Annotated in this window: 33 protein-coding genes; 32 read left to right on the plus strand and 1 reads right to left on the minus strand. The window is 58.3% G+C overall.

The window, feature by feature from the left end; translation table 11 throughout:
- Positions 1-19 precede the first annotated feature (19 nt).
- The 32 genes from tuf (at position 20) to dsbD (ending at position 18,414) form a co-directional block, all read left to right on the plus strand.
- Entirely contained in the window at positions 20-1,210 is a 1,191-nt protein-coding gene (gene tuf / locus ABH945_RS32610; protein ID WP_074762375.1) for an elongation factor Tu, read from the plus strand.
- A 136-nt stretch (positions 1,211-1,346) separates the two neighbouring features.
- The gene (gene rpsJ, locus ABH945_RS32615; RefSeq protein WP_006998489.1) at positions 1,347-1,658 is read left to right on the plus strand and encodes a 30S ribosomal protein S10; all 312 of its coding nucleotides are present in this window, start codon (positions 1,347-1,349) and stop codon (positions 1,656-1,658) included.
- A gap of 201 nt (positions 1,659-1,859) precedes the next feature.
- Entirely contained in the window at positions 1,860-2,519 is a 660-nt protein-coding gene (gene rplC, locus ABH945_RS32620; protein ID WP_007180137.1) for a 50S ribosomal protein L3, read from the plus strand.
- Entirely contained in the window at positions 2,519-3,139 is a 621-nt protein-coding gene (rplD, locus tag ABH945_RS32625) for a 50S ribosomal protein L4 (RefSeq protein ID WP_007180136.1), read from the plus strand. Before rplC ends, rplD begins: the two co-directional genes overlap by 1 nt.
- On the plus strand, positions 3,136-3,450 hold the full coding sequence (gene rplW, locus ABH945_RS32630; protein ID WP_007180135.1) for a 50S ribosomal protein L23: 315 nt from the start codon (positions 3,136-3,138) through the stop codon (positions 3,448-3,450). The genes rplD and rplW overlap by 4 nt, the downstream gene beginning before the upstream one ends.
- A 2-nt stretch (positions 3,451-3,452) precedes the next feature.
- Positions 3,453-4,280, plus strand: a complete 828-nt coding sequence (gene rplB / locus ABH945_RS32635; RefSeq protein ID WP_074766160.1) for a 50S ribosomal protein L2 — start codon at positions 3,453-3,455, stop codon at positions 4,278-4,280.
- A gap of 10 nt (positions 4,281-4,290) precedes the next feature.
- Positions 4,291-4,566, plus strand: a complete 276-nt coding sequence (rpsS, locus tag ABH945_RS32640; protein WP_054036552.1) for a 30S ribosomal protein S19 — start codon at positions 4,291-4,293, stop codon at positions 4,564-4,566.
- A 7-nt stretch (positions 4,567-4,573) separates the two neighbouring features.
- A complete protein-coding gene (gene rplV, locus ABH945_RS32645) occupies positions 4,574-4,906 on the plus strand; it encodes a 50S ribosomal protein L22 (RefSeq protein WP_197070230.1) in 333 nt (110 codons plus the stop codon).
- Positions 4,907-4,917: 11 nt separating this feature from the next.
- Positions 4,918-5,715, plus strand: coding sequence for a 30S ribosomal protein S3 (gene rpsC / locus ABH945_RS32650; RefSeq protein WP_074766158.1), 798 nt, complete (start codon positions 4,918-4,920; stop codon positions 5,713-5,715).
- A 2-nt stretch (positions 5,716-5,717) separates the two neighbouring features.
- Positions 5,718-6,134, plus strand: coding sequence for a 50S ribosomal protein L16 (gene rplP / locus ABH945_RS32655; protein ID WP_042329259.1), 417 nt, complete (start codon positions 5,718-5,720; stop codon positions 6,132-6,134).
- A gap of 10 nt (positions 6,135-6,144) precedes the next feature.
- Positions 6,145-6,339 carry a 50S ribosomal protein L29 gene (rpmC, locus tag ABH945_RS32660; RefSeq protein ID WP_007180130.1) on the plus strand — a complete coding sequence of 65 codons (195 nt, stop codon included), beginning with the start codon at positions 6,145-6,147 and terminating at the stop codon, positions 6,337-6,339.
- Complete coding sequence (gene rpsQ, locus ABH945_RS32665) at positions 6,336-6,608, plus strand: 30S ribosomal protein S17 (protein WP_007180129.1); 273 nt, start codon at positions 6,336-6,338, stop codon at positions 6,606-6,608. Before rpmC ends, rpsQ begins: the two co-directional genes overlap by 4 nt.
- A gap of 289 nt (positions 6,609-6,897) precedes the next feature.
- Complete coding sequence (gene rplN / locus ABH945_RS32670) at positions 6,898-7,266, plus strand: 50S ribosomal protein L14 (protein ID WP_006052212.1); 369 nt, start codon at positions 6,898-6,900, stop codon at positions 7,264-7,266.
- 9 nt (positions 7,267-7,275) lie between these two features.
- A complete protein-coding gene (gene rplX / locus ABH945_RS32675) occupies positions 7,276-7,584 on the plus strand; it encodes a 50S ribosomal protein L24 (RefSeq protein WP_074766156.1) in 309 nt (102 codons plus the stop codon).
- Between the two features lie 17 nt (positions 7,585-7,601).
- On the plus strand, positions 7,602-8,141 hold the full coding sequence (rplE, locus tag ABH945_RS32680; RefSeq protein WP_006052214.1) for a 50S ribosomal protein L5: 540 nt from the start codon (positions 7,602-7,604) through the stop codon (positions 8,139-8,141).
- Between the two features lie 7 nt (positions 8,142-8,148).
- A complete protein-coding gene (rpsN, locus tag ABH945_RS32685; protein ID WP_006052215.1) occupies positions 8,149-8,454 on the plus strand; it encodes a 30S ribosomal protein S14 in 306 nt (101 codons plus the stop codon).
- A 14-nt stretch (positions 8,455-8,468) separates the two neighbouring features.
- Positions 8,469-8,864 carry a 30S ribosomal protein S8 gene (gene rpsH, locus ABH945_RS32690; protein WP_006052216.1) on the plus strand — a complete coding sequence of 132 codons (396 nt, stop codon included), beginning with the start codon at positions 8,469-8,471 and terminating at the stop codon, positions 8,862-8,864.
- Positions 8,865-8,882: 18 nt separating this feature from the next.
- On the plus strand, positions 8,883-9,413 hold the full coding sequence (gene rplF / locus ABH945_RS32695) for a 50S ribosomal protein L6 (protein ID WP_074766154.1): 531 nt from the start codon (positions 8,883-8,885) through the stop codon (positions 9,411-9,413).
- Between the two features lie 12 nt (positions 9,414-9,425).
- Positions 9,426-9,791: a 50S ribosomal protein L18 gene (gene rplR / locus ABH945_RS32700; RefSeq protein WP_012434568.1), complete on the plus strand. Its 366-nt coding sequence runs from the start codon at positions 9,426-9,428 to the stop codon at positions 9,789-9,791.
- 14 nt (positions 9,792-9,805) lie between these two features.
- Entirely contained in the window at positions 9,806-10,324 is a 519-nt protein-coding gene (gene rpsE / locus ABH945_RS32705) for a 30S ribosomal protein S5 (protein WP_006052219.1), read from the plus strand.
- Between the two features lie 10 nt (positions 10,325-10,334).
- The gene (rpmD, locus tag ABH945_RS32710; protein WP_007180126.1) at positions 10,335-10,517 is read left to right on the plus strand and encodes a 50S ribosomal protein L30; all 183 of its coding nucleotides are present in this window, start codon (positions 10,335-10,337) and stop codon (positions 10,515-10,517) included.
- A 29-nt stretch (positions 10,518-10,546) separates the two neighbouring features.
- Positions 10,547-10,981 (plus strand): 50S ribosomal protein L15, encoded by a 435-nt coding sequence (gene rplO, locus ABH945_RS32715; RefSeq protein WP_011490050.1) that lies wholly within the window; start codon positions 10,547-10,549, stop codon positions 10,979-10,981.
- 46 nt (positions 10,982-11,027) lie between these two features.
- Positions 11,028-12,374, plus strand: coding sequence for a preprotein translocase subunit SecY (gene secY, locus ABH945_RS32720; protein ID WP_042329256.1), 1,347 nt, complete (start codon positions 11,028-11,030; stop codon positions 12,372-12,374).
- An 8-nt stretch (positions 12,375-12,382) separates the two neighbouring features.
- The gene (infA, locus tag ABH945_RS32725; protein ID WP_004521905.1) at positions 12,383-12,601 is read left to right on the plus strand and encodes a translation initiation factor IF-1; all 219 of its coding nucleotides are present in this window, start codon (positions 12,383-12,385) and stop codon (positions 12,599-12,601) included.
- Positions 12,602-12,621: 20 nt separating this feature from the next.
- Positions 12,622-12,738: a 50S ribosomal protein L36 gene (gene rpmJ, locus ABH945_RS32730; RefSeq protein ID WP_004199844.1), complete on the plus strand. Its 117-nt coding sequence runs from the start codon at positions 12,622-12,624 to the stop codon at positions 12,736-12,738.
- A gap of 41 nt (positions 12,739-12,779) precedes the next feature.
- The gene (rpsM, locus tag ABH945_RS32735; RefSeq protein ID WP_012434566.1) at positions 12,780-13,145 is read left to right on the plus strand and encodes a 30S ribosomal protein S13; all 366 of its coding nucleotides are present in this window, start codon (positions 12,780-12,782) and stop codon (positions 13,143-13,145) included.
- Between the two features lie 28 nt (positions 13,146-13,173).
- Positions 13,174-13,578: a 30S ribosomal protein S11 gene (gene rpsK / locus ABH945_RS32740; protein ID WP_006052224.1), complete on the plus strand. Its 405-nt coding sequence runs from the start codon at positions 13,174-13,176 to the stop codon at positions 13,576-13,578.
- A gap of 147 nt (positions 13,579-13,725) precedes the next feature.
- Entirely contained in the window at positions 13,726-14,349 is a 624-nt protein-coding gene (gene rpsD, locus ABH945_RS32745; RefSeq protein ID WP_027800372.1) for a 30S ribosomal protein S4, read from the plus strand.
- 124 nt (positions 14,350-14,473) lie between these two features.
- A complete protein-coding gene (locus ABH945_RS32750) occupies positions 14,474-15,451 on the plus strand; it encodes a DNA-directed RNA polymerase subunit alpha (RefSeq protein ID WP_074766152.1) in 978 nt (325 codons plus the stop codon).
- Positions 15,452-15,621: 170 nt separating this feature from the next.
- The gene (gene rplQ, locus ABH945_RS32755) at positions 15,622-16,014 is read left to right on the plus strand and encodes a 50S ribosomal protein L17 (RefSeq protein WP_074766150.1); all 393 of its coding nucleotides are present in this window, start codon (positions 15,622-15,624) and stop codon (positions 16,012-16,014) included.
- Positions 16,015-16,208: 194 nt separating this feature from the next.
- On the plus strand, positions 16,209-16,541 hold the full coding sequence (cutA, locus tag ABH945_RS32760; protein ID WP_074766148.1) for a divalent-cation tolerance protein CutA: 333 nt from the start codon (positions 16,209-16,211) through the stop codon (positions 16,539-16,541).
- A complete protein-coding gene (dsbD, locus tag ABH945_RS32765) occupies positions 16,534-18,414 on the plus strand; it encodes a protein-disulfide reductase DsbD (protein ID WP_429253403.1) in 1,881 nt (626 codons plus the stop codon). The genes cutA and dsbD overlap by 8 nt, the downstream gene beginning before the upstream one ends.
- 115 nt (positions 18,415-18,529) lie before the next feature.
- On the opposite strand, the gene hemB is transcribed toward dsbD, so the two are convergent.
- Entirely contained in the window at positions 18,530-19,528 is a 999-nt protein-coding gene (gene hemB / locus ABH945_RS32770) for a porphobilinogen synthase (RefSeq protein WP_074766144.1), read from the minus strand.
- Positions 19,529-19,733 lie beyond the last annotated feature (205 nt).

The following is a 19,733-nucleotide window of genomic DNA, read 5'->3' on the forward strand; positions in this document are numbered from 1 at the left end:
TTTTTGAAAGAAGAGAAACATGGCTAAAGGTAAATTCGAACGGACCAAGCCGCACGTGAACGTCGGCACGATCGGTCACGTTGACCACGGCAAGACCACGCTGACGGCAGCGATCACGACGGTTCTGACCAAGAAGTTTGGCGGCGAAGCAAAGGCATACGACCAGATCGACGCGGCGCCGGAAGAAAAGGCACGTGGTATCACGATCAACACGGCACACGTCGAGTACGAAACGGCTAACCGCCACTACGCACACGTTGACTGCCCGGGCCACGCTGACTATGTGAAGAACATGATCACGGGCGCAGCGCAGATGGACGGCGCGATCCTGGTGTGTTCGGCTGCAGACGGCCCGATGCCGCAAACGCGCGAGCACATCCTGCTGGCCCGTCAGGTTGGCGTTCCGTACATCATCGTGTTCCTGAACAAGTGCGACATGGTGGACGACGCTGAGCTGCTGGAACTCGTTGAAATGGAAGTTCGCGAACTTCTGTCGAAGTACGACTTCCCGGGCGACGACACGCCGATCATCAAGGGTTCGGCCAAGCTGGCGCTGGAAGGCGATGCGGGCGAGCTGGGCGAAGTGGCGATCATGAATCTGGCCGACGCGCTGGATACGTACATCCCGACGCCGGAGCGCGCAGTTGACGGTGCGTTCCTGATGCCGGTGGAAGACGTGTTCTCGATCTCGGGTCGTGGCACGGTGGTGACGGGTCGCGTTGAGCGCGGCATCGTCAAGGTCGGCGAAGAAATCGAAATCGTCGGTATCAAGCCGACGGTGAAGACGACCTGCACGGGCGTGGAAATGTTCCGCAAGCTGCTCGACCAGGGTCAGGCAGGCGACAACGTTGGTATCCTGCTGCGCGGCACGAAGCGTGAAGACGTGGAGCGTGGCCAGGTTCTGGCGAAGCCGGGTTCGATCAACCCGCACACGCACTTCACGGCTGAAGTGTACGTGCTGAGCAAGGACGAAGGCGGTCGTCATACGCCGTTCTTCAACAACTACCGTCCGCAGTTCTACTTCCGTACGACGGACGTGACGGGCTCGATCGAGCTGCCGAAGGACAAGGAAATGGTCATGCCGGGCGACAACGTGTCGATCACGGTGAAGCTGATCAACCCGATCGCGATGGAAGAAGGTCTGCGTTTCGCAATTCGCGAAGGCGGCCGTACGGTCGGCGCTGGTGTGGTTGCAAAGATTCTCGAGTAAAATCGCGAGTTGACCTTGCAGTACATGCAGTAAGTGGTGCCCGGAGCCGGGCGCCAGCCCCTCGCGGGGGCCCGGCTCTACGTTCTTTTACTATCTGGCGGCGCAATACCGCCTCGCTCTTTTCCAAGGAATTGTCATGCAGAACCAGAAAATCCGCATTCGCCTGAAGGCTTTCGACTATCGTCTGATCGATCAATCGGCAGCTGAAATCGTCGACACGGCCAAGCGGACTGGCGCGATCGTTCGTGGCCCGGTGCCCCTGCCGACCCGCATTCAACGCTTCGACATCCTGCGTTCGCCGCACGTCAACAAGACGTCGCGCGATCAGCTCGAAATCCGTACGCACCAACGTCTGATGGACATCGTCGATCCGACGGACAAGACCGTTGACGCACTGATGAAGCTGGACTTGCCGGCTGGTGTGGACGTTGAAATCAAGCTGCAATAAGGCTTTCAGAGCTTGCCCGGTAAGCCGGACAGCGCTAAGTCTTTGATTGCTTGCGGAAAACGAAAAGCCTTGCTATAGTGGTGGGCTTTTCGCGCATTTGCGCAAAAAAGTCGGTGTGCTGCAGCATGCATTCATGCCCGAAACGGCACCGGCATTTTGTAAATTAGCCCCGACCAATCGCAGTCGGGAATGGAGAAAACGATGAGCCTTGGACTCGTAGGTCGCAAGGTTGGCATGACCCGTATCTTCACGGCAGAAGGGGATTCGATTCCCGTTACCGTGCTGGACGTGTCCGACAACCGCGTGACGCAGATCAAGACTGTTGAAACCGACGGCTACACGGCCGTGCAGGTTGCATTCGGTACGCGCCGTGCATCGCGCGTGACGAAGCCTTTGGCCGGTCATCTCGCCAAAGCCGGTGTTCAAGCCGGTGAAATCCTCAAAGAATTCCAGATCGATGCTGCCAAGGCTGCCGAGTTGTCGAACGGCACCGTGGTCGGTCCCGACCTGTTCGAAGTAGGCCAGAAGGTCGACGTGCAAGGCGTGTCGATCGGTAAGGGCTACGCCGGTACCATCAAGCGTTACAACTTCGCATCCGGCCGTGCATCGCACGGTAACTCGCGCTCGCACAACGTGCCGGGTTCGATCGGTATGGCGCAAGATCCGGGTCGTGTTTTCCCGGGTAAGCGCATGACCGGTCACATGGGTGACGACACGGTAACGGTGCAAAACCTCGAAATCGCTCGTATCGACGCTGACCGCAAGCTGTTGCTGGTCAAGGGCGCCGTTCCGGGTGCGAAGGGTGGCAAAGTATTCGTTACGCCGGCCGTGAAGACGCGTGCCGTGAAAGGAGCGAAATAATGGAACTTAAGCTCCTGAATGCCAATGGTCAGGAAGGTGCAGGCGTTAGCGCGTCGGACGTAGTGTTCGGTCGCGATTACAACGAAGCCCTGATTCACCAGGTCGTGGTGGCGTATCAAGCGAATGCCCGTAGCGGCAACCGCGCGCAGAAGGATCGTGAGCAAGTTAAGCACACGACCAAGAAGCCGTGGCGCCAGAAGGGTACGGGCCGCGCCCGTGCCGGTATGTCGTCGAGCCCGTTGTGGCGCGGCGGTGGCCGGATCTTCCCGAATTCGCCGGAAGAAAACTTTTCGCACAAGGTCAACAAGAAGATGCATCGCGCAGGTCTCTGCTCGATCTTCTCGCAGCTGGCCCGCGAAGGCCGCATCTCGGTGGTCGACGAGCTGACGCTCGAAGCGCCGAAGACGAAGTTGCTGGCCGAAAAATTCAAGGCGATGGGTCTCGACTCCGTGCTGGTGATTACCGACACGGTTGACGAAAACCTGTACCTCGCGTCGCGCAACCTCGCCCACGTGGCGGTTGTCGAGCCGCGTTACGCCGACCCGCTGTCGCTGATCTACTTCAAGAAGATCCTGATCACGAAGGCTGCGGTCGCCCAGATCGAGGAGTTGCTGTCATGAGCGAGATTCGCAAGAACGATCATCGTTTGATGCAGGTCCTGCTCGCGCCGGTGATCTCCGAAAAGGCGACGCTGGTGGCCGACAAGAACGAGCAGGTTGTGTTCGAAGTCGCGCCCGATGCCACGAAGCAGGAAGTGAAAGCTGCAGTCGAGCTGCTGTTCAAGGTGGAAGTCAATTCCGTCAACGTGCTGGTCTCGAAGGGCAAAGCCAAGCGCTTTGGCCGCTTCATGGGCAAGCGCAAGGACGTGAAGAAGGCGTACGTCTGCCTGAAGCCCGGCCAGGAAATCAACTTTGAAGCGGAGGCCAAGTAATCATGGCAATCGTTAAAGTTAAGCCGACTTCGCCGGGTCGCCGCGCGATGGTCAAGGTGGTCAACAAGGATCTGCATAAGGGCAAGCCGTTCGCACCGCTGCTCGACGCGCAATCCACGACCGCGGGCCGTAACAACAACGGTCACATCACCACCCGCCATAAGGGCGGTGGTCATAAGCATCACTATCGTGTCGTCGATTTCCGTCGCAATAAGGACGGTATCGCAGCGAAGGTCGAACGTCTTGAGTACGATCCGAACCGTAGCGCGAACATCGCGCTGGTTCTGTACGCAGACGGCGAGCGCCGCTACATCATCGCTCCGAAGGGTATCACCGTCGGTCAGCAACTGATGTCGGGTTCGGAAGCTCCGATCCGCGCTGGTAACGCACTGCCGATCCGCAACATTCCGGTCGGTACGACGATCCACTGCATCGAAATGCTGCCGGGCAAGGGCGCGCAAATGGCGCGTTCGGCTGGTACGTCGGCGATGTTGCTGGCTCGTGAAGGCATCTACGCACAGGTCCGCCTGCGCTCCGGTGAAATCCGCCGCGTTCACGTTGAATGCCGCGCGACGATTGGTGAAGTTGGCAACGAAGAGCACAGCCTCCGTCAAATCGGTAAGGCTGGCGCAAACCGCTGGCGCGGTATCCGCCCGACGGTGCGTGGCGTTGCAATGAACCCGGTCGATCACCCGCACGGTGGTGGTGAAGGCAAGACGGCTGCAGGTCGCGATCCGGTGAGCCCGTGGGGCACGCCTGCTAAGGGTTATCGCACCCGCAGCAACAAGCGCACGACGAGCATGATCGTCCAGCGCCGTCACAAGCGTTAAGGAGTAGGCAATGGCACGTTCTGTAAAAAAAGGTCCGTTCTGCGACGCCCATTTGCTGAAGAAAGTTGAGTCGGCAGCCGCTGCACGTGACAAGAAGCCAATCAAAACCTGGTCGCGTCGTTCGACGATTCTGCCGGATTTCATTGGTTTGACGATTGCTGTGCACAACGGCCGTCAACACGTTCCGGTGTACATCTCGGAAAACATGGTCGGCCACAAGCTTGGCGAGTTTGCATTGACCCGGACGTTCAAGGGTCACGCAGCCGACAAGAAGGCTAAGAAATAAGGGGCTCATGATGGAAGTGAAAGCAATTCATCGCGGTGCCCGCATCTCGGCGCAAAAAACGCGCCTTGTGGCTGACCAGATCCGCGGTTTGCCGGTCGACAAGGCGCTGAACGTTCTGACGTTCTCGCCGAAGAAGGCTGCGGGAATCGTGAAAAAGGTCGTGCTGTCGGCGATCGCGAATGCGGAGCATAACGAAGGCGCCGATATCGACGAGCTCAAAGTAACGAGCATCATGGTCGACAAGGCTGCATCGCTGAAGCGTTTTACTGCGCGCGCTAAAGGCCGCGGTAACCGCATCGAGAAGCAATCCTGTCACATCACTGTGACGGTCGGGAATTAAGGGGTCATACGATGGGACAGAAAATTCATCCGACTGGCTTCCGTTTGGCCGTCAGCCGCAATTGGGCGTCGCGTTGGTACGCGAACAACAACAATTTCGCGGCGATGTTGCAGGAAGACATCGGTGTTCGTGAATACCTGAAGAAGAAGCTGAAGAACGCGTCCGTCGGCCGCGTGGTGATCGAGCGTCCTGCAAAGAACGCACGTATCACGATTTTCAGCTCGCGTCCGGGTGTCGTGATCGGTAAGAAGGGTGAAGACATTGAACTGCTGAAGTCCGAGCTGCAAAAGCGCATGGGCGTTCCGGTTCACGTCAACATCGAAGAAATCCGCAAGCCGGAAACCGATGCGCAACTGATCGCTGATTCGATCACGCAACAGCTCGAACGCCGGATCATGTTCCGCCGCGCGATGAAGCGTGCGATGCAAAACGCAATGCGTCTGGGTGCTCAAGGCATCAAGATCATGAGCGCTGGTCGTCTGAACGGTATCGAAATCGCTCGTACGGAATGGTATCGCGAAGGTCGCGTGCCGCTTCATACGTTGCGTGCTGATATCGACTACGCAACTTCGGAAGCGAAGACGACGTACGGCATCATCGGCGTGAAGGTGTGGGTCTACAAGGGCGACACGCTCGGCCGCAACGACGCACCGGTGGTTGAGGAAGTCGCCGAAGAAAAGCGTCCGCGCCGCAACGCACGTCCGGGTGGCGATCGCCGTCCGCGTCGCGATGGTGAAGGTGGTGGCCCGGCAGGTGCACGCCGTGGCGCTCCTCGTCGTGCTGGTGGCGACGGGAAGACTGGAGAATAACGATGCTGCAACCGAAACGCAGAAAGTATCGCAAAGAGCAGAAAGGTCGTAACACCGGTATCGCCACACGCGGCAACGCGGTGTCGTTCGGTGAGTTCGGCCTGAAGGCTGTCGGTCGTGGTCGCTTGACCGCGCGCCAGATTGAAGCGGCACGTCGTGCAATGACGCGTCACATCAAGCGTGGCGGCCGCATCTGGATCCGGATCTTCCCGGACAAGCCAATCTCGCACAAGCCGGCTGAAGTACGTATGGGTAACGGTAAAGGTAACCCTGAGTACTACGTCGCAGAGATTCAACCGGGCAAGATGCTGTACGAAATGGACGGCGTAACCGAAGAGCTGGCACGCGAAGCGTTCCGTCTGGCTGCAGCGAAGCTGCCGCTTAAGACGACGTTTATCGTGCGTCAGCTCGGCGCCTAAGGAGCAAATGATGAAGGCTTCCGAACTTCACCAGAAAGATCAGGCCGCGCTCAACAAGGAGCTGTCGGACCTGTTGAAGGCGCAATTCGGCCTGCGCATGCAACTCGCGACCCAGCAGCTCACGAACACGAGCCAGCTGAAGAAGGTCCGTCGCGACATCGCACGTGTGCGGACCGTCCTGACTGAGAAGGCGAACCAGAAATGAACGATAGCGTAAAAACCTCGCTCAAGCGGACGCTGGTCGGCAAGGTCGTCAGCAACAAGATGGACAAGACGGTCACCGTGCTGGTCGAGCACCGCGTGAAGCACCCGATCTACGGTAAGTACGTTGTGCGTTCGAAGAAGTACCACGCGCACGACGATGCGAACACGTACAACGAGGGTGACCTCGTTGAAATCCAGGAAACTCGTCCGATTTCGAAGACGAAGGCTTGGGTTGTTGCTCGCCTGGTCGAGGCTGCTCGCGTCATCTGACGCCGCAAGTTGTAGAAGTAATTGAAATCGCAGTAAGTTTCGCTTGCAAGACCGGGGTTATGTGATATGATCTCGGTCTTCCCTCTTTTATGGGAGCCCCGTCGCGGGCGAAGTTGGTGGGGGAAGCGGTTCGGGCGCCAGCCTGTTCCGAAGGATTCACCGGATTGCGATGGCGGGTTTCGTTTGCCGTCGCTGCTGTTCATACCCAAGCAGCCGATTGGCTGACGGGACCAAGACTGACCGGGTACGCCATGGTGGTGTGGCCGGATTAAGTTGGGAAAGATAAACCATGATCCAGACCGAAACTCGGCTTGAAGTGGCCGACAACACGGGTGCACGTGAAGTCATGTGCATCAAGGTGCTCGGCGGCTCGAAGCGTCGTTATGCCAGCATTGGCGACATCATCAAGGTGACCGTCAAAGAAGCAACGCCGCGCGGGCGCGTAAAGAAAGGCGAAATTTATAACGCCGTGGTGGTTCGCACCGCCAAGGGCGTTCGTCGTCAAGACGGCTCGCTGATCAAGTTCGATGGCAACGCCGCTGTGTTGTTGAATGCCAAGCTCGAACCTATTGGCACCCGTATTTTCGGGCCTGTTACGCGCGAGCTGCGCAGCGAACGATTCATGAAGATCGTTTCGTTGGCACCTGAAGTGCTGTAAGGAGTCGCGATGAACAAGATTCGCAAAGGTGACGAAGTTATCGTCATCACCGGCAAAGATAAAGGCAAGCGCGGCGTCGTGCTGTCCGTTGGCGAAGACAAAGTTATTGTCGAGGGTATCAACCTCGTCAAGAAACACGTCAAGCCGAACCCGATGAAGGGTACGACGGGCGGTGTGGAAGCCAAGACGATGCCGCTGCAAATTTCGAACGTCGCATTGGTCGACGCGAATGGCAAGGCGTCGCGTGTAGGCATCAAGGTCGAAGGAGACAAGAAAGTCCGTTTCCTTAAAACGACCGGTGCCGAGCTGAGCGCCTGACGCTGCGGAGTAAAAAAATGGCTCGTTTGCAAGAGTTTTACAAAGAAAAGGTTGTACCCGGCCTCATCGAGAAGTTCGGTTACAAGTCCGTGATGGAAGTGCCGCGCATCACCAAGATCACCCTGAACATGGGCCTTGGCGAAGCGGTTGCTGACAAGAAGATCATCGAAAACGCCGTTGGCGACCTGACGAAGATCGCAGGCCAAAAGCCGGTGATCACGAAGGCACGCAAGGCAATCGCTGGCTTCAAGATCCGTCAGGGCTATCCGATCGGTGCAATGGTCACGTTGCGTGGTCAGGCAATGTACGAATTTCTGGACCGTTTCGTGACGGTTGCGCTCCCCCGTGTGCGTGACTTCCGTGGCGTGTCGGGTCGTGCGTTCGATGGTCGCGGCAACTACAACATCGGTGTGAAAGAGCAGATCATTTTCCCCGAAATCGACTACGACAAGATCGACGCACTGCGTGGGCTGAACATCAGCATCACGACGACTGCGAAGACCGACGACGAAGCAAAGGCTCTGCTCGCCAGCTTCAAGTTCCCGTTCAGAAACTGAGGTTACCGTGGCTAAACTGGCACTGATCGAACGTGAAAAGAAGCGTGCTCGCCTGGCCGCTAAGTACGCTCCCAAGCGTGCTGAGCTGAAAGCGATCATCGGCGATATGAGCAAGTCGGACGAAGAGCATTACGCAGCACGTCTGGAACTGCAACAACTGCCGCGCAACTCTAACCCGACCCGTAAGCGCAACCGCTGCGCAATTACTGGTCGCCCGCGTGGCACGTTCCGTAAATTCGGGCTGGCGCGTAACAAGATTCGCGAAATCGCGTTCCGCGGCGAGATCCCTGGCCTGACCAAGGCGAGCTGGTAATAGGAGAAACGTAAATGAGCATGAGTGATCCTATCGCCGATATGCTGACTCGCATCCGCAATGCGCAGATGGTTGAGAAAGTCTCGGTGACTATGCCCTCGTCGAAAGTCAAGGTTGCGATTGCGCAGGTCCTGAAGGACGAAGGCTATATCGATGATTTCGCAGTGAAGTCCGAAGGTGCGAAATCTGAATTGAACATCGTGTTGAAGTACTACGCTGGCCGCCCGGTCATCGAACGCATCGAACGCGTTTCGAAGCCTGGTCTGCGTGTGTACCGCGGCCGTAACGACATCCCCGTGGTCATGAATGGCCTCGGCGTGGCAATCGTGTCGACGCCGAAGGGCGTGATGACGGACCGCAAGGCGCGTGCAACGGGCGTTGGCGGCGAAGTCATCTGCTACGTCGCTTAAGGCCGAAAGGAGAGAAACATGTCTCGAGTAGGTAAAAGCCCGATCGCGCTGCAAGGCGCAGAAGTGGCCCTGAGCGACGAACTGATTACCGTCAAGGGTCCGCTGGGTACGATTTCGCAGGCTGCTAACAGCCTCGTTAAAGTGGTGAACGACAACGGCACGCTGAAGTTCGAGCCGGTTGGCGAAAGCCGTGAAGCGAATGCGATGTCGGGCACGATGCGCGCACTGGTTGCGAACATGGTGAACGGCGTGACGAAGGGTTTCGAGCGCAAGCTGACGCTGGTTGGCGTCGGTTACCGCGCACAAGCGCAAGGCGACAAGCTGAATTTGTCGCTGGGTTTCTCGCACCCCGTGGTGCACCAGATGCCGGAAGGCGTCAAGGCTGAAACCCCGACGCAAACCGAAATCGTGATCAAGGGGATCAATAAGCAACAAGTTGGCCAGGTCGCTGCAGAAGTGCGCGGCTATCGCCCGCCGGAGCCCTACAAGGGCAAGGGTGTGCGTTACGCCAATGAGGTTGTGATCCTCAAAGAAACGAAGAAGAAGTAAGGGTGCGCAATCATGGATAAGACTCAATCTCGCCTGCGCCGCGCTCGTCAGACGCGTATCAAGATCGCTGAGCTGCAGGTCGCGCGTCTCGCCGTGCATCGCACGAACACGCACATCTATGCGCAAGTGTTCTCGCCGTGCGGCACCAAGGTGCTCGCCAGCGCGTCGACGCTCGAAGCCGAAGTGCGTGCGCAACTGGCTGATCAGACTGGCAAGGGCGGCAACGTCAATGCTGCGACCCTGATCGGTAAGCGCATTGCAGAAAAGGCTAAGGCTGCCGGCATCGAATCCGTCGCCTTCGACCGTTCGGGTTTCCGTTACCACGGCCGCGTGAAAGCGCTGGCTGATGCGGCGCGCGAAGCCGGACTCAAGTTCTAAGGGAAGAATTCGTCATGGCAAAGATGCAAGCGAAAGTTCAGGCTGACGAACGCGACGACGGCCTGCGCGAAAAGATGATTTCGGTCAACCGCGTGACCAAGGTTGTGAAGGGCGGCCGGATTCTCGGTTTTGCCGCACTGACCGTGGTTGGCGACGGTGATGGCCGCGTCGGTATGGGCAAGGGCAAGGCGAAGGAAGTGCCGGTCGCTGTTCAGAAGGCGATGGAACAGGCTCGCCGCAACATGTTCAAGGTGCCGCTTAAGAACGGCACCCTGCAACACGAAGTGCACGGTAAGCACGGCGCATCGATGGTCCTCCTGGCTCCGGCCAAGGACGGTACCGGTGTGATCGCTGGCGGTCCGATGCGCGCAGTGTTCGACGTGATGGGCGTGCAGAACGTTGTGGCCAAGAGCCACGGTTCGACGAACCCGTACAACCTCGTTCGTGCAACGCTCGACGGTCTGCGTAAGCAGTCCACGCCGGGCGACATCGCGGCGAAGCGCGGCAAGTCCGTCGAAGATATTCTGGGCTAAGGTGGACACCATGTCTGATAAAACTGTCAAGGTCCAGCTCGTCAAGAGCCTGATCGGCACCCGTGAAACGCACCGTGCTACGGTGCGTGGCTTGGGCCTGCGCCGACTCAACTCGGTTAGCGAGTTGCAGGACACGCCGGCTGTGCGCGGCATGATCAACAAGGTTTCGTACCTCGTTAAGGTCATCAGCTAAGCGGCTGACCAGGACTCAAGGAGTTGATAATGGAATTGAATAACCTGAAGCCGGCTGAAGGCGCGAAGCACGCAAAGCGTCGCGTTGGTCGCGGCATCGGCTCCGGCCTCGGCAAGACCGCTGGCCGTGGTCACAAGGGTCAGAAGTCGCGTTCGGGCGGCTTTCACAAGGTTGGCTTCGAAGGCGGTCAAATGCCGCTGCAACGTCGCCTGCCGAAGCGTGGCTTCACCTCGCTGACGAAGGAATTCGTTGGTGAAGTGCGTCTCTCTGATCTGGAAAAGCTGCCGGTCGACGAAATCGACTTGCTGGCTCTGAAGCAAGCCGGCCTGGTCGGTGAGCTGATCAAGAGCGCCAAGATCATCGCGACGGGCGAGCTCAAGCGCAAGGTCGTTGTGAAGGGTCTGGGTGCGACGAAGGGTGCGCGCGCTGCTATCGAAGCAGCCGGCGGCTCTTTTGCCGAGTAACGCGCAAGTTATTTGCCGTCACTAGCATTTGCATCGGAGAAGGTACTTGGCTAACAGCCCGAGTCTCGCAAAACCCGGTCGCAGCGCGGCGAAGTTTGGCGATCTGCGTCGGCGTGCAGTATTCCTGCTGCTGGCGTTGATCGTCTACCGTATCGGCGCGCACATTCCGGTGCCGGGTATTGACCCGGACCAGCTGGCGAAGTTGTTCCAAAGCCAGTCGGGCGGCATCCTTGGCATGTTCAACATGTTTTCGGGTGGCGCACTTTCGCGGTTCACGATTTTTGCGCTGGGGATCATGCCGTACATTTCGGCGTCGATCATCATGCAGTTGCTGGCGATTGTCTCGCCGCAGCTGGAAGCGCTGAAAAAGGAAGGGCAGGCGGGTCAGCGAAAGATTACGCAGTACACGCGTATCTTTACGGTCCTGCTGGCGACGTTCCAGGCATTCGGCATTGCCGTCGCCCTGGAAAATCAGCCGGGCCTGGTGATCGATCCGGGAATGGTGTTTCGGTTGACGACGGTCGTGACGCTGGTGACGGGCACGATGTTCCTGATGTGGCTGGGTGAGCAGATCACGGAGCGTGGGCTTGGCAACGGTATCTCGATCATCATTTTCGGCGGTATTGCAGCGGGTTTCCCGAATGCAATCGGTGGTCTCTTCGAATTGGTGCGAACCGGCTCGATGAGCATCATCTCGGCGATTATCGTGGTCGCGCTGATTGCTGCTGTGACGTATCTGGTGGTGTTCATTGAACGCGGCCAGCGCAAGATTCTTGTGAATTACGCCAAGCGGCAAGTCGGTAACAAGATTTACGGCGGACAGTCTTCACATCTGCCGCTGAAGCTGAATATGTCGGGCGTGATTCCGCCGATCTTTGCATCGTCGATCATTCTCTTCCCGGCAACTATCCTGAACTGGTTTAGTTCGGGGTCGCGTACCAGCTGGTTCGCAGACACGTTGCACAACGTGGCCGAAGCCCTTAAGCCCGGTCAACCCGTGTACGTGTTGCTGTACGCGTTGGCGATCGTTTTCTTCTGTTTCTTCTACACCGCACTGGTGTTCAACAGCAGAGAAACGGCCGACAACCTGAAAAAGAGTGGCGCTTTCGTCCCAGGCATCCGCCCGGGCGATCAAACAGCGCGGTATATCGACCGTATCCTCACGCGTCTGACGCTGGCTGGTGCGATCTACATCGTGTTTGTTTGTCTGCTGCCCGAATTTCTGGTGCTGCGCTGGAACGTGCCGTTTTATTTTGGTGGAACGTCGCTGCTGATCATTGTCGTCGTCACAATGGATTTCATGGCGCAGGTGCAGTCGTACGTTATGTCGCAACAGTATGAATCGCTGCTTAAGAAAGCTAATTTCAAAGGCGGCGGCGTCCCGATGCGTTGAAAGGACATATGGCCAAAGACGATGTTATCCAGATGCAGGGTGAAGTCATCGAAAACCTGCCTAACGCTACCTTCAGGGTGAAGCTGGAAAACGGCCATGTCGTATTGGGACACATATCCGGCAAGATGCGGATGCACTACATCCGAATCTTGCCGGGCGACAAGGTAACGGTTGAATTGACGCCTTACGATCTGTCGCGTGCGCGGATCGTGTTCCGGGCGAAGTGATTTGAAAAAAGGGTAATATCATGAAAGTGATGGCATCGGTTAAGCGCATTTGCCGCAATTGCAAGATCATCAAGCGCAAAGGCGTTGTGCGCGTGATTTGCAGCTCTGATCCGCGCCACAAACAGCGTCAAGGCTGAACGCCGCGCTTTTTGCTGCGCTTTTTGTTTGAGGAAAAACAATGGCTCGTATCGCAGGGGTTAACATCCCGAATCACCAGCATACCGAAATCGGCCTGACGGCTATTTACGGTGTCGGCCGCACGCGCTCGCGCGACATCTGCGTCGCTGCTGGTGTGGCATTTTCGAAGAAGGTCAAAGACCTGAACGACGCAGACCTCGAAAAGCTGCGTGAAGAAGTCGGCAAGTTCATCGTTGAAGGCGATCTGCGCCGTGAAACGACGATGAACATCAAGCGCCTGATGGATCTCGGCTGCTACCGTGGCGTTCGGCATCGTAAGGGCTTGCCCCTGCGCGGCCAGCGCACGCGTACGAATGCCCGTACGCGCAAGGGTCCGCGTCGTGCAGCGCAATCGCTGAAGAAGTAAGCGGAACTGACAGTTACAGGAAAACGTAATGGCTAAGGCTTCGAACAACTCCGCGGCGCAACGCGTTCGCAAGAAGGTCAAGAAGAACGTCGCCGAGGGCGTGGTTCACGTTCACGCGTCGTTCAACAACACCATCATCACGATCACCGATCGTCAAGGCAATGCACTTGCTTGGGCAACGTCGGGTGGTCAGGGCTTCAAGGGTTCGCGTAAATCGACTCCGTTTGCAGCCCAGGTGGCAGCCGAATCGGCTGGCCGCGTGGCGATGGAATACGGCGTGAAGAACCTCGAAGTGCGGATCAAGGGCCCCGGTCCTGGCCGTGAATCGGCGGTGCGCGCGTTGCATGGTCTTGGTATCAAGATCACGGCGATCTCCGACGTGACCCCGGTCCCGCACAACGGCTGCCGTCCGCCGAAGCGTCGTCGTATCTAAGACGCTTGTATTGCTAGCGCCTGTTGCCGCCCTGCGCGGCGGCAGGCTGCTTGCGCTATTGAATTGACTAAGCCCACCGTTCGACCCAAAGGGTTCGGACTAGCGCGAATGCATGCACTCGCGTGATTAATCAATGAAGGAATCAACGTGGCACGTTATATCGGCCCTAAGGCCAAGCTGTCCCGCCGTGAAGGCACTGACCTCTTCCTGAAGAGCGCCCGTCGTTCGCTGGCTGACAAGTGCAAGCTTGACAGCAAGCCTGGCCAACATGGCCGCACTTCGGGTGCACGTACGTCCGACTACGGCACGCAGTTGCGCGAAAAGCAAAAAGTTAAGCGTATCTACGGTGTTCTCGAGCGTCAATTCCGTCGTTACTTCGCTGAAGCTGACCGCCTGAAGGGCAATACTGGTGAAAACCTGCTGCAATTGCTCGAATCGCGTCTGGATAACGTCGTGTATCGCATGGGTTTCGGTTCGACGCGCGCTGAAGCACGTCAACTCGTGAGCCACAAGGCGATCACGGTGAACGGCGTTGTGTCGAACATCCCGTCGATGCAAGTGAAGGCAGGCGACGTCGTCGCAGTGCGCGAACAGAAGAAGAAGCAGGCGCGTATTCTCGAAGCGCTGTCGCTGGCTGAGCAAGGCGGTCTGCCGAGCTGGGTCGCTGTCGATTCGAAGAAGTTCGAAGGCACGTTCAAGTCGAAGCCGGAACGCAGCGACATCGCTGGCGATATCAACGAAAGCCTGATCGTCGAATTGTATTCGCGGTAATCGGATTAACGGCCGGGGCACCCTGTTTGCGATATGCAAGGGGGCGTCCCGGCTGTTTATTTTCAGGTTGTTACCGGTCAGCCTTATCGGTGTAACGAGCCGAGGGTATTGAAAAGGAAAACCTATGCAAACCAGTTTGTTGAAGCCCAAGATCATCGCTGTTGAATCGCTTGGCGAGAGCCATGCGAAAGTGGTCATGGAACCGTTTGAACGCGGTTACGGCCACACCTTGGGTAACGCGCTTCGGCGCGTGCTGCTGTCGTCGATGATCGGCTATGCGCCGACCGAAGTGACGATCGCAGGCGTCGTACATGAATATTCGACGCTCGACGGTGTGCAAGAGGATGTGGTCAACCTGTTGTTGAACCTGAAGGGTGTCGTGTTCAAGCTGCATAACCGTGACGAAGTGACGGTTACGCTGCGAAAGGAAGGCGAAGGCGTTGTCACCGCTGGCGACATCGAACTCGCGCACGACTGCGAAGTGATCAACCCGGATCACGTGATCGCGCATCTGTCGAAGGGCGGCAAGCTCGACGTGCAGATCAAGATCGAAAAGGGCCGCGGCTATGTGCCGGGCAACGTGCGTCGTTACGGCGAAGAGTCGGCCAAGATCATCGGCCGTATCGTGCTGGACGCGTCGTTCTCGCCGGTTCGCCGTGTGAGCTACGCCGTTGAAAGTGCTCGCGTCGAACAGCGTACCGACCTCGACAAGCTCGTGATGAACATCGAAACCAACGGTGTGATTTCGCCGGAAGAAGCGATCCGTCAATCGGCTCGTATTCTGGTTGATCAACTGTCGGTGTTCGCTGCACTGGAAGGCACCGAAGCAACGGCTGAAGCGCCGTCGCGTGCGCCGCAGATCGATCCGATCCTGCTGCGTCCGGTTGATGATCTCGAACTGACGGTTCGTTCCGCGAACTGCCTGAAGGCCGAGAACATTTACTACATCGGCGACCTGATCCAGCGTACGGAAAACGAGCTGCTCAAGACGCCGAATCTGGGCCGCAAGTCGCTGAACGAAATCAAGGAAGTCTTGGCGTCGCGTGGTTTGACGCTCGGTATGAAGCTCGAAAACTGGCCGCCGGCAGGTTTGGACAAGTAAGTCGAGACGTAATCCCGGGATAGAACCCGCCGCTGCACTGGCAAAGACGCGGATTTTCCTTTAAAATCCGCGTCTTGTCTTTTTTCACTACCGGCCCGTGCACTCATCACCTTCGGGTAGTTGAGCGCGATAGAAGAGCTGGACCAAAACTTTGAATCGAAGGAATTAACATGCGTCACCGTCATGGTCTGCGGAAACTGAACCGCACGAGCAGCCACCGTCTGGCAATGCTCCGTAATATGTCGAACTCGCTTATCGCGCACGAAGTCATCAAGACCACGCTGCCGAAAGCAAAAGAACTCCGTAAAGTTGTCGAGCCGCTGATCACGCTCGGCAAGAAGCCGTCGCTGGCAAATCGTCGTCTGGCGTTCAACCGCCTGCGCGATCGTGACTCGGTCACGAAGCTGTTCGAAGTTCTCGGCCCGCGTTACGCTACCCGTCCGGGCGGCTACCTGCGCGTCCTGAAGTTCGGTTTCCGCGTCGGCGACAACGCACCGATGGCACTGGTCGAACTGCTCGATCGTCCGGAAGTTGAAGAAGTCGAAGTGCAAGAAGCTGAGTAAGCTTTAAGCATTGAAAGAAAGCCAGGCAATCAGCCTGGCTTTTTTTTTGCGATTTTTCGGGCCGCAGGGCGATGGTTTTTGCGGTGGCCAACGCAACGTGACGCCCCTTGGGCCGTCAGCAGTCAGGCCGCCTGCGGCACCCCGAGCCTGGTGATACGATACCGGCACCTGAATCGTGCCTGGCTGGAGTTTGTGTGAGCGTAAATGTGACCTTGCTTCTGACGACGGTGCCGGACGCGGCCGTTGCCCAGAAACTCGCCGCGGATGCCCTTGCCGCGCGGCTTTGCGCTTGTGTCACGCAACTTGGCAGCGTTCAATCTAGCTATCACTGGCAGGGCGCGATCGAAACCGCGCAGGAAATCCAGTTGCTGTTCAAGACGAGCGTCGCCCGCGCGCTGGAACTGGAGCAGTTCATTCAGGCGCACCATCCCTACGACACGCCGGAAATCATCATGTGGCAGGCGTCGGCATCAGCCGCGTACGGCCAGTGGATCACTACCGAAACCCAACGCCCCCTCCATGTTTAACGGTCTCGACCGACGTGCGCGCCAAGCGCTGCGCACTGCATTTTTCCTGCTCGGCTGCGTGATTCTTGCGCAATTCGGCACGCCTGCCCGTGCTGACGATAACTTCCTGGATCCTGCCGTCGCGTTCAAATTCAGCGCGACCGAAAAGCCCGGCGAGGTAGATGTCACGTACAAGATTGCCGACGGCTACTACATGTATCGCGAGCGCTTTGCGTTTGCGACCCGCAACGGCACGGCCACGATTGGCGAGCCGCAATTGCCCGCCGGCCACGTCAAGTTTGACGAGACGTTCAACAAGAACGTCGAGACGTATCGTAACGAGCTGACGATCCGCATTCCGGTCAAGCAGGCGGCCGGCCCGTTCGATCTGGCGGTGACGTCGCAAGGGTGCGCGGATGCTGGCATCTGCTATCCGCCGATGGAGCGTGTGTACCACGTCAGCGGCGCTGCGTTGCAGCCGGCGGGCAGCGCGACGGCCCCGGCGACTACGGCCACGAATGCGACAAACCAGAAGTCCGGTACAGAAAACGAACCTTGGTACGAGCGCGCCACGAGCGCTGACTACGCGCAATCGTTGCTGCAAGGCGGCGGTTTCATCGCGATCATCGGGCTCTATTTTGTCGCCGGCGCCGTGCTTAGCCTGCTGCCCTGCTCGTATCCGATGATTCCGATTCTTTCGGCAATCATCATCGGCGAGGGTGCGCGGGTGACGCGTGCGCGCGGTTTTGCGTTGTCGCTGGCGTATGTAATCGGGATGGCGCTCGTTTATACGGCGCTCGGCGTCGCGGCGGCGCTGGTTGGACAGAGCCTCGGCGCGTGGTTGCAGAATCCGTGGGTGCTGGGCGCGTTCGGCGTCTTGTTGACCGTTTTTGCGCTGACCTTGCTTGCAGGATTCGACATTGCGTTGCCGCAGCGCTGGCAGGACGGCGTTTCGCGTGCGTCGACGGGACGCTCGGGCGGCAAGTTCGCTGCCGTCGCGGTGATGGGCGCACTGTCCGCCCTCGTAGTGGGCGCTTGCATGACCGCGCCGCTGTTTGCCGTGCTGGCGTTCATCGCTCACACGGGCAACGCGTTCCTCGGCGGCGCAGCATTGTTTGCGATGGGCCTTGGGCTCGGCGTTCCTCTGCTGATCATCGGTTTCGGCGCCGGAACGCTCCTTCCGCGCGCGGGTGCCTGGATGGATGGCGTCAAGGTGTTTTTCGGAGTCGTGCTGCTGGCCGCGGCGTTATGGATCGTGTGGCCGGTACTCGGTGCCGCAGCTCAAATGCTGCTGAGCGCGCTCTGGTTGCTGGTTGCCGCAGCGTCGCTGGGGTTGTTCTCGGCGGCATCCGTGGACGGGTCGATCTGGCGCCGCCTCAGCCGGGGTATCGGCGCGGCGCTCGCGATCTGGGCGGCCGTGTTGCTCGTGGGACTTGCCGCTGGCTCGTCCGATCCTCTTAGGCCGCTCGCAGTATTGGCCGCAAGGGGGGGCGTCGACAACGTGTCCAATAACGCGCCTGCCGCGCCTCAGAGCGATCTGACGTTTGCTCCGGTTCGCTCATCGAATGAGTTGGATCAGGCCGTCAAAACGGCTTCTCAGCCAGCCATGCTCGATTTTTATGCGGACTGGTGCGTCAGCTGCAAGGAAATGGAGAAGTTCACCTTTAGCGACGCGCGCGTGCAAGCCAAATTGAAGCAGATGAATCTGCTGCGCGCCGACGTCACCGCGAACAACGCCGACGATCAAACATTGTTGAAACGCTTTGGCCTGTTCGGGCCACCGGGCATTATTTTATTCGATCCGGCTGGCAAGGAGGTATTGCGCGTCGTCGGTTATGAATCTGCGGACAAATTCTTGCGCTCGCTGGATAAGGCGAGTGGGGCCGGGGTTTAATCAGCAAAGGCAAAACCGGCAGCCCTAATATAAAACGGAGGCGCGACCCTTGGGTCCGCCTCCGTTTTTTTTAAGCTCCAGTTAGCGTTAAAGCTAAAACCAGCAGCGCCTCAACCTACTTCTGCGCCCGCAAAATCCGCGCGGCATCCAGTGCGAAGTAGGTCAGCACGCCATCCGCGCCCGCGCGCTTGAACGCGAGCAGCGATTCCATCATCGCCTTGTCGTGATCGAGCCAGCCGTTCTGCGCGGCCGCCTTCAGCATCGCGTACTCGCCGCTCACCTGGTACACGTAAGTCGGGAACTGGAACTCGTCCTTCACGCGCCGTACGATATCCAGATACGGCATACCTGGCTTGACCATCACCATGTCCGCGCCTTCGTTGATGTCCGCCTGCACTTCGCGCAGCGCTTCATTCGAGTTGGCCGGGTCCATCTGGTACGTCATCTTGTTGCTTTTGCCGAGGTTCGTCGCGGAACCTACTGCATCGCGGAACGGGCCGTAAAACGCCGACGCGAACTTGGCCGCGTAAGCCATGATGCGCGTGTGGACGTGGTCCTCGCTCTCCAGCATCTCGCGGATTGCGCCAATCCGGCCGTCCATCATGTCCGACGGAGCGACGATGTCGACGCCTGCCTCGGCTTGCGCACGCGCCTGCTCGACCAGAATCTCGACGGTTTCGTCGTTGATCACATAGCCGGCTTCGTCAAGCACGCCGTCCTGGCCGTGGCTCGTGTACGGATCGAGGGCGACGTCGGTGAGGATGCCCAATTCGGGGAAATTTTTCTTCAGTTCGCGAACCGCGCGCGGGATCAGGCCGGCCGGATTGGTCGCTTCGCGGCCATCTGGCGTCTTCAGCGACGGCTCGATCGCGGGGAACAGCGACAGCACCGGCACGCCCAGCGCGACGCATTGCTCGGCGACACCCATCAGCAGATCGACCGACACGCGTTCGACGCCCGGCATTGACGGTACGGCTTGCCGCACGTTGGTGCCTTCGACGATGAACACGGGGTAAATCAGATCGTTGGTGGTGAGGATGTTTTCTCGCATCATGCGACGCGAGAAGTCGTCGCGGCGCATACGGCGCGGACGATAGTGCGGATAGAAGCTCATATCGAATCGAAGATCGTGGATGAATGGAGTGGACAAATCACGCCTGCCTCCGCTCCCGGAAACTTTTCGAGACAATGGTATATCATACCGATCGAGCAAGGCGCCTGGCGCTGACCTCCCCGCTTCTCCTCCCTGAGCGGGTGCCTGTCGTTTTTCGATTAGGCTGTTTGACCCGCCGTTTAAGCGGCGGGTTTTTTTATGGGCG

Source organism: Paraburkholderia sp. GAS333, assembly GCF_050435665.1.
Classification (GTDB): Bacteria; Pseudomonadota; Gammaproteobacteria; order Burkholderiales; family Burkholderiaceae; genus Paraburkholderia; species Paraburkholderia fungorum_A.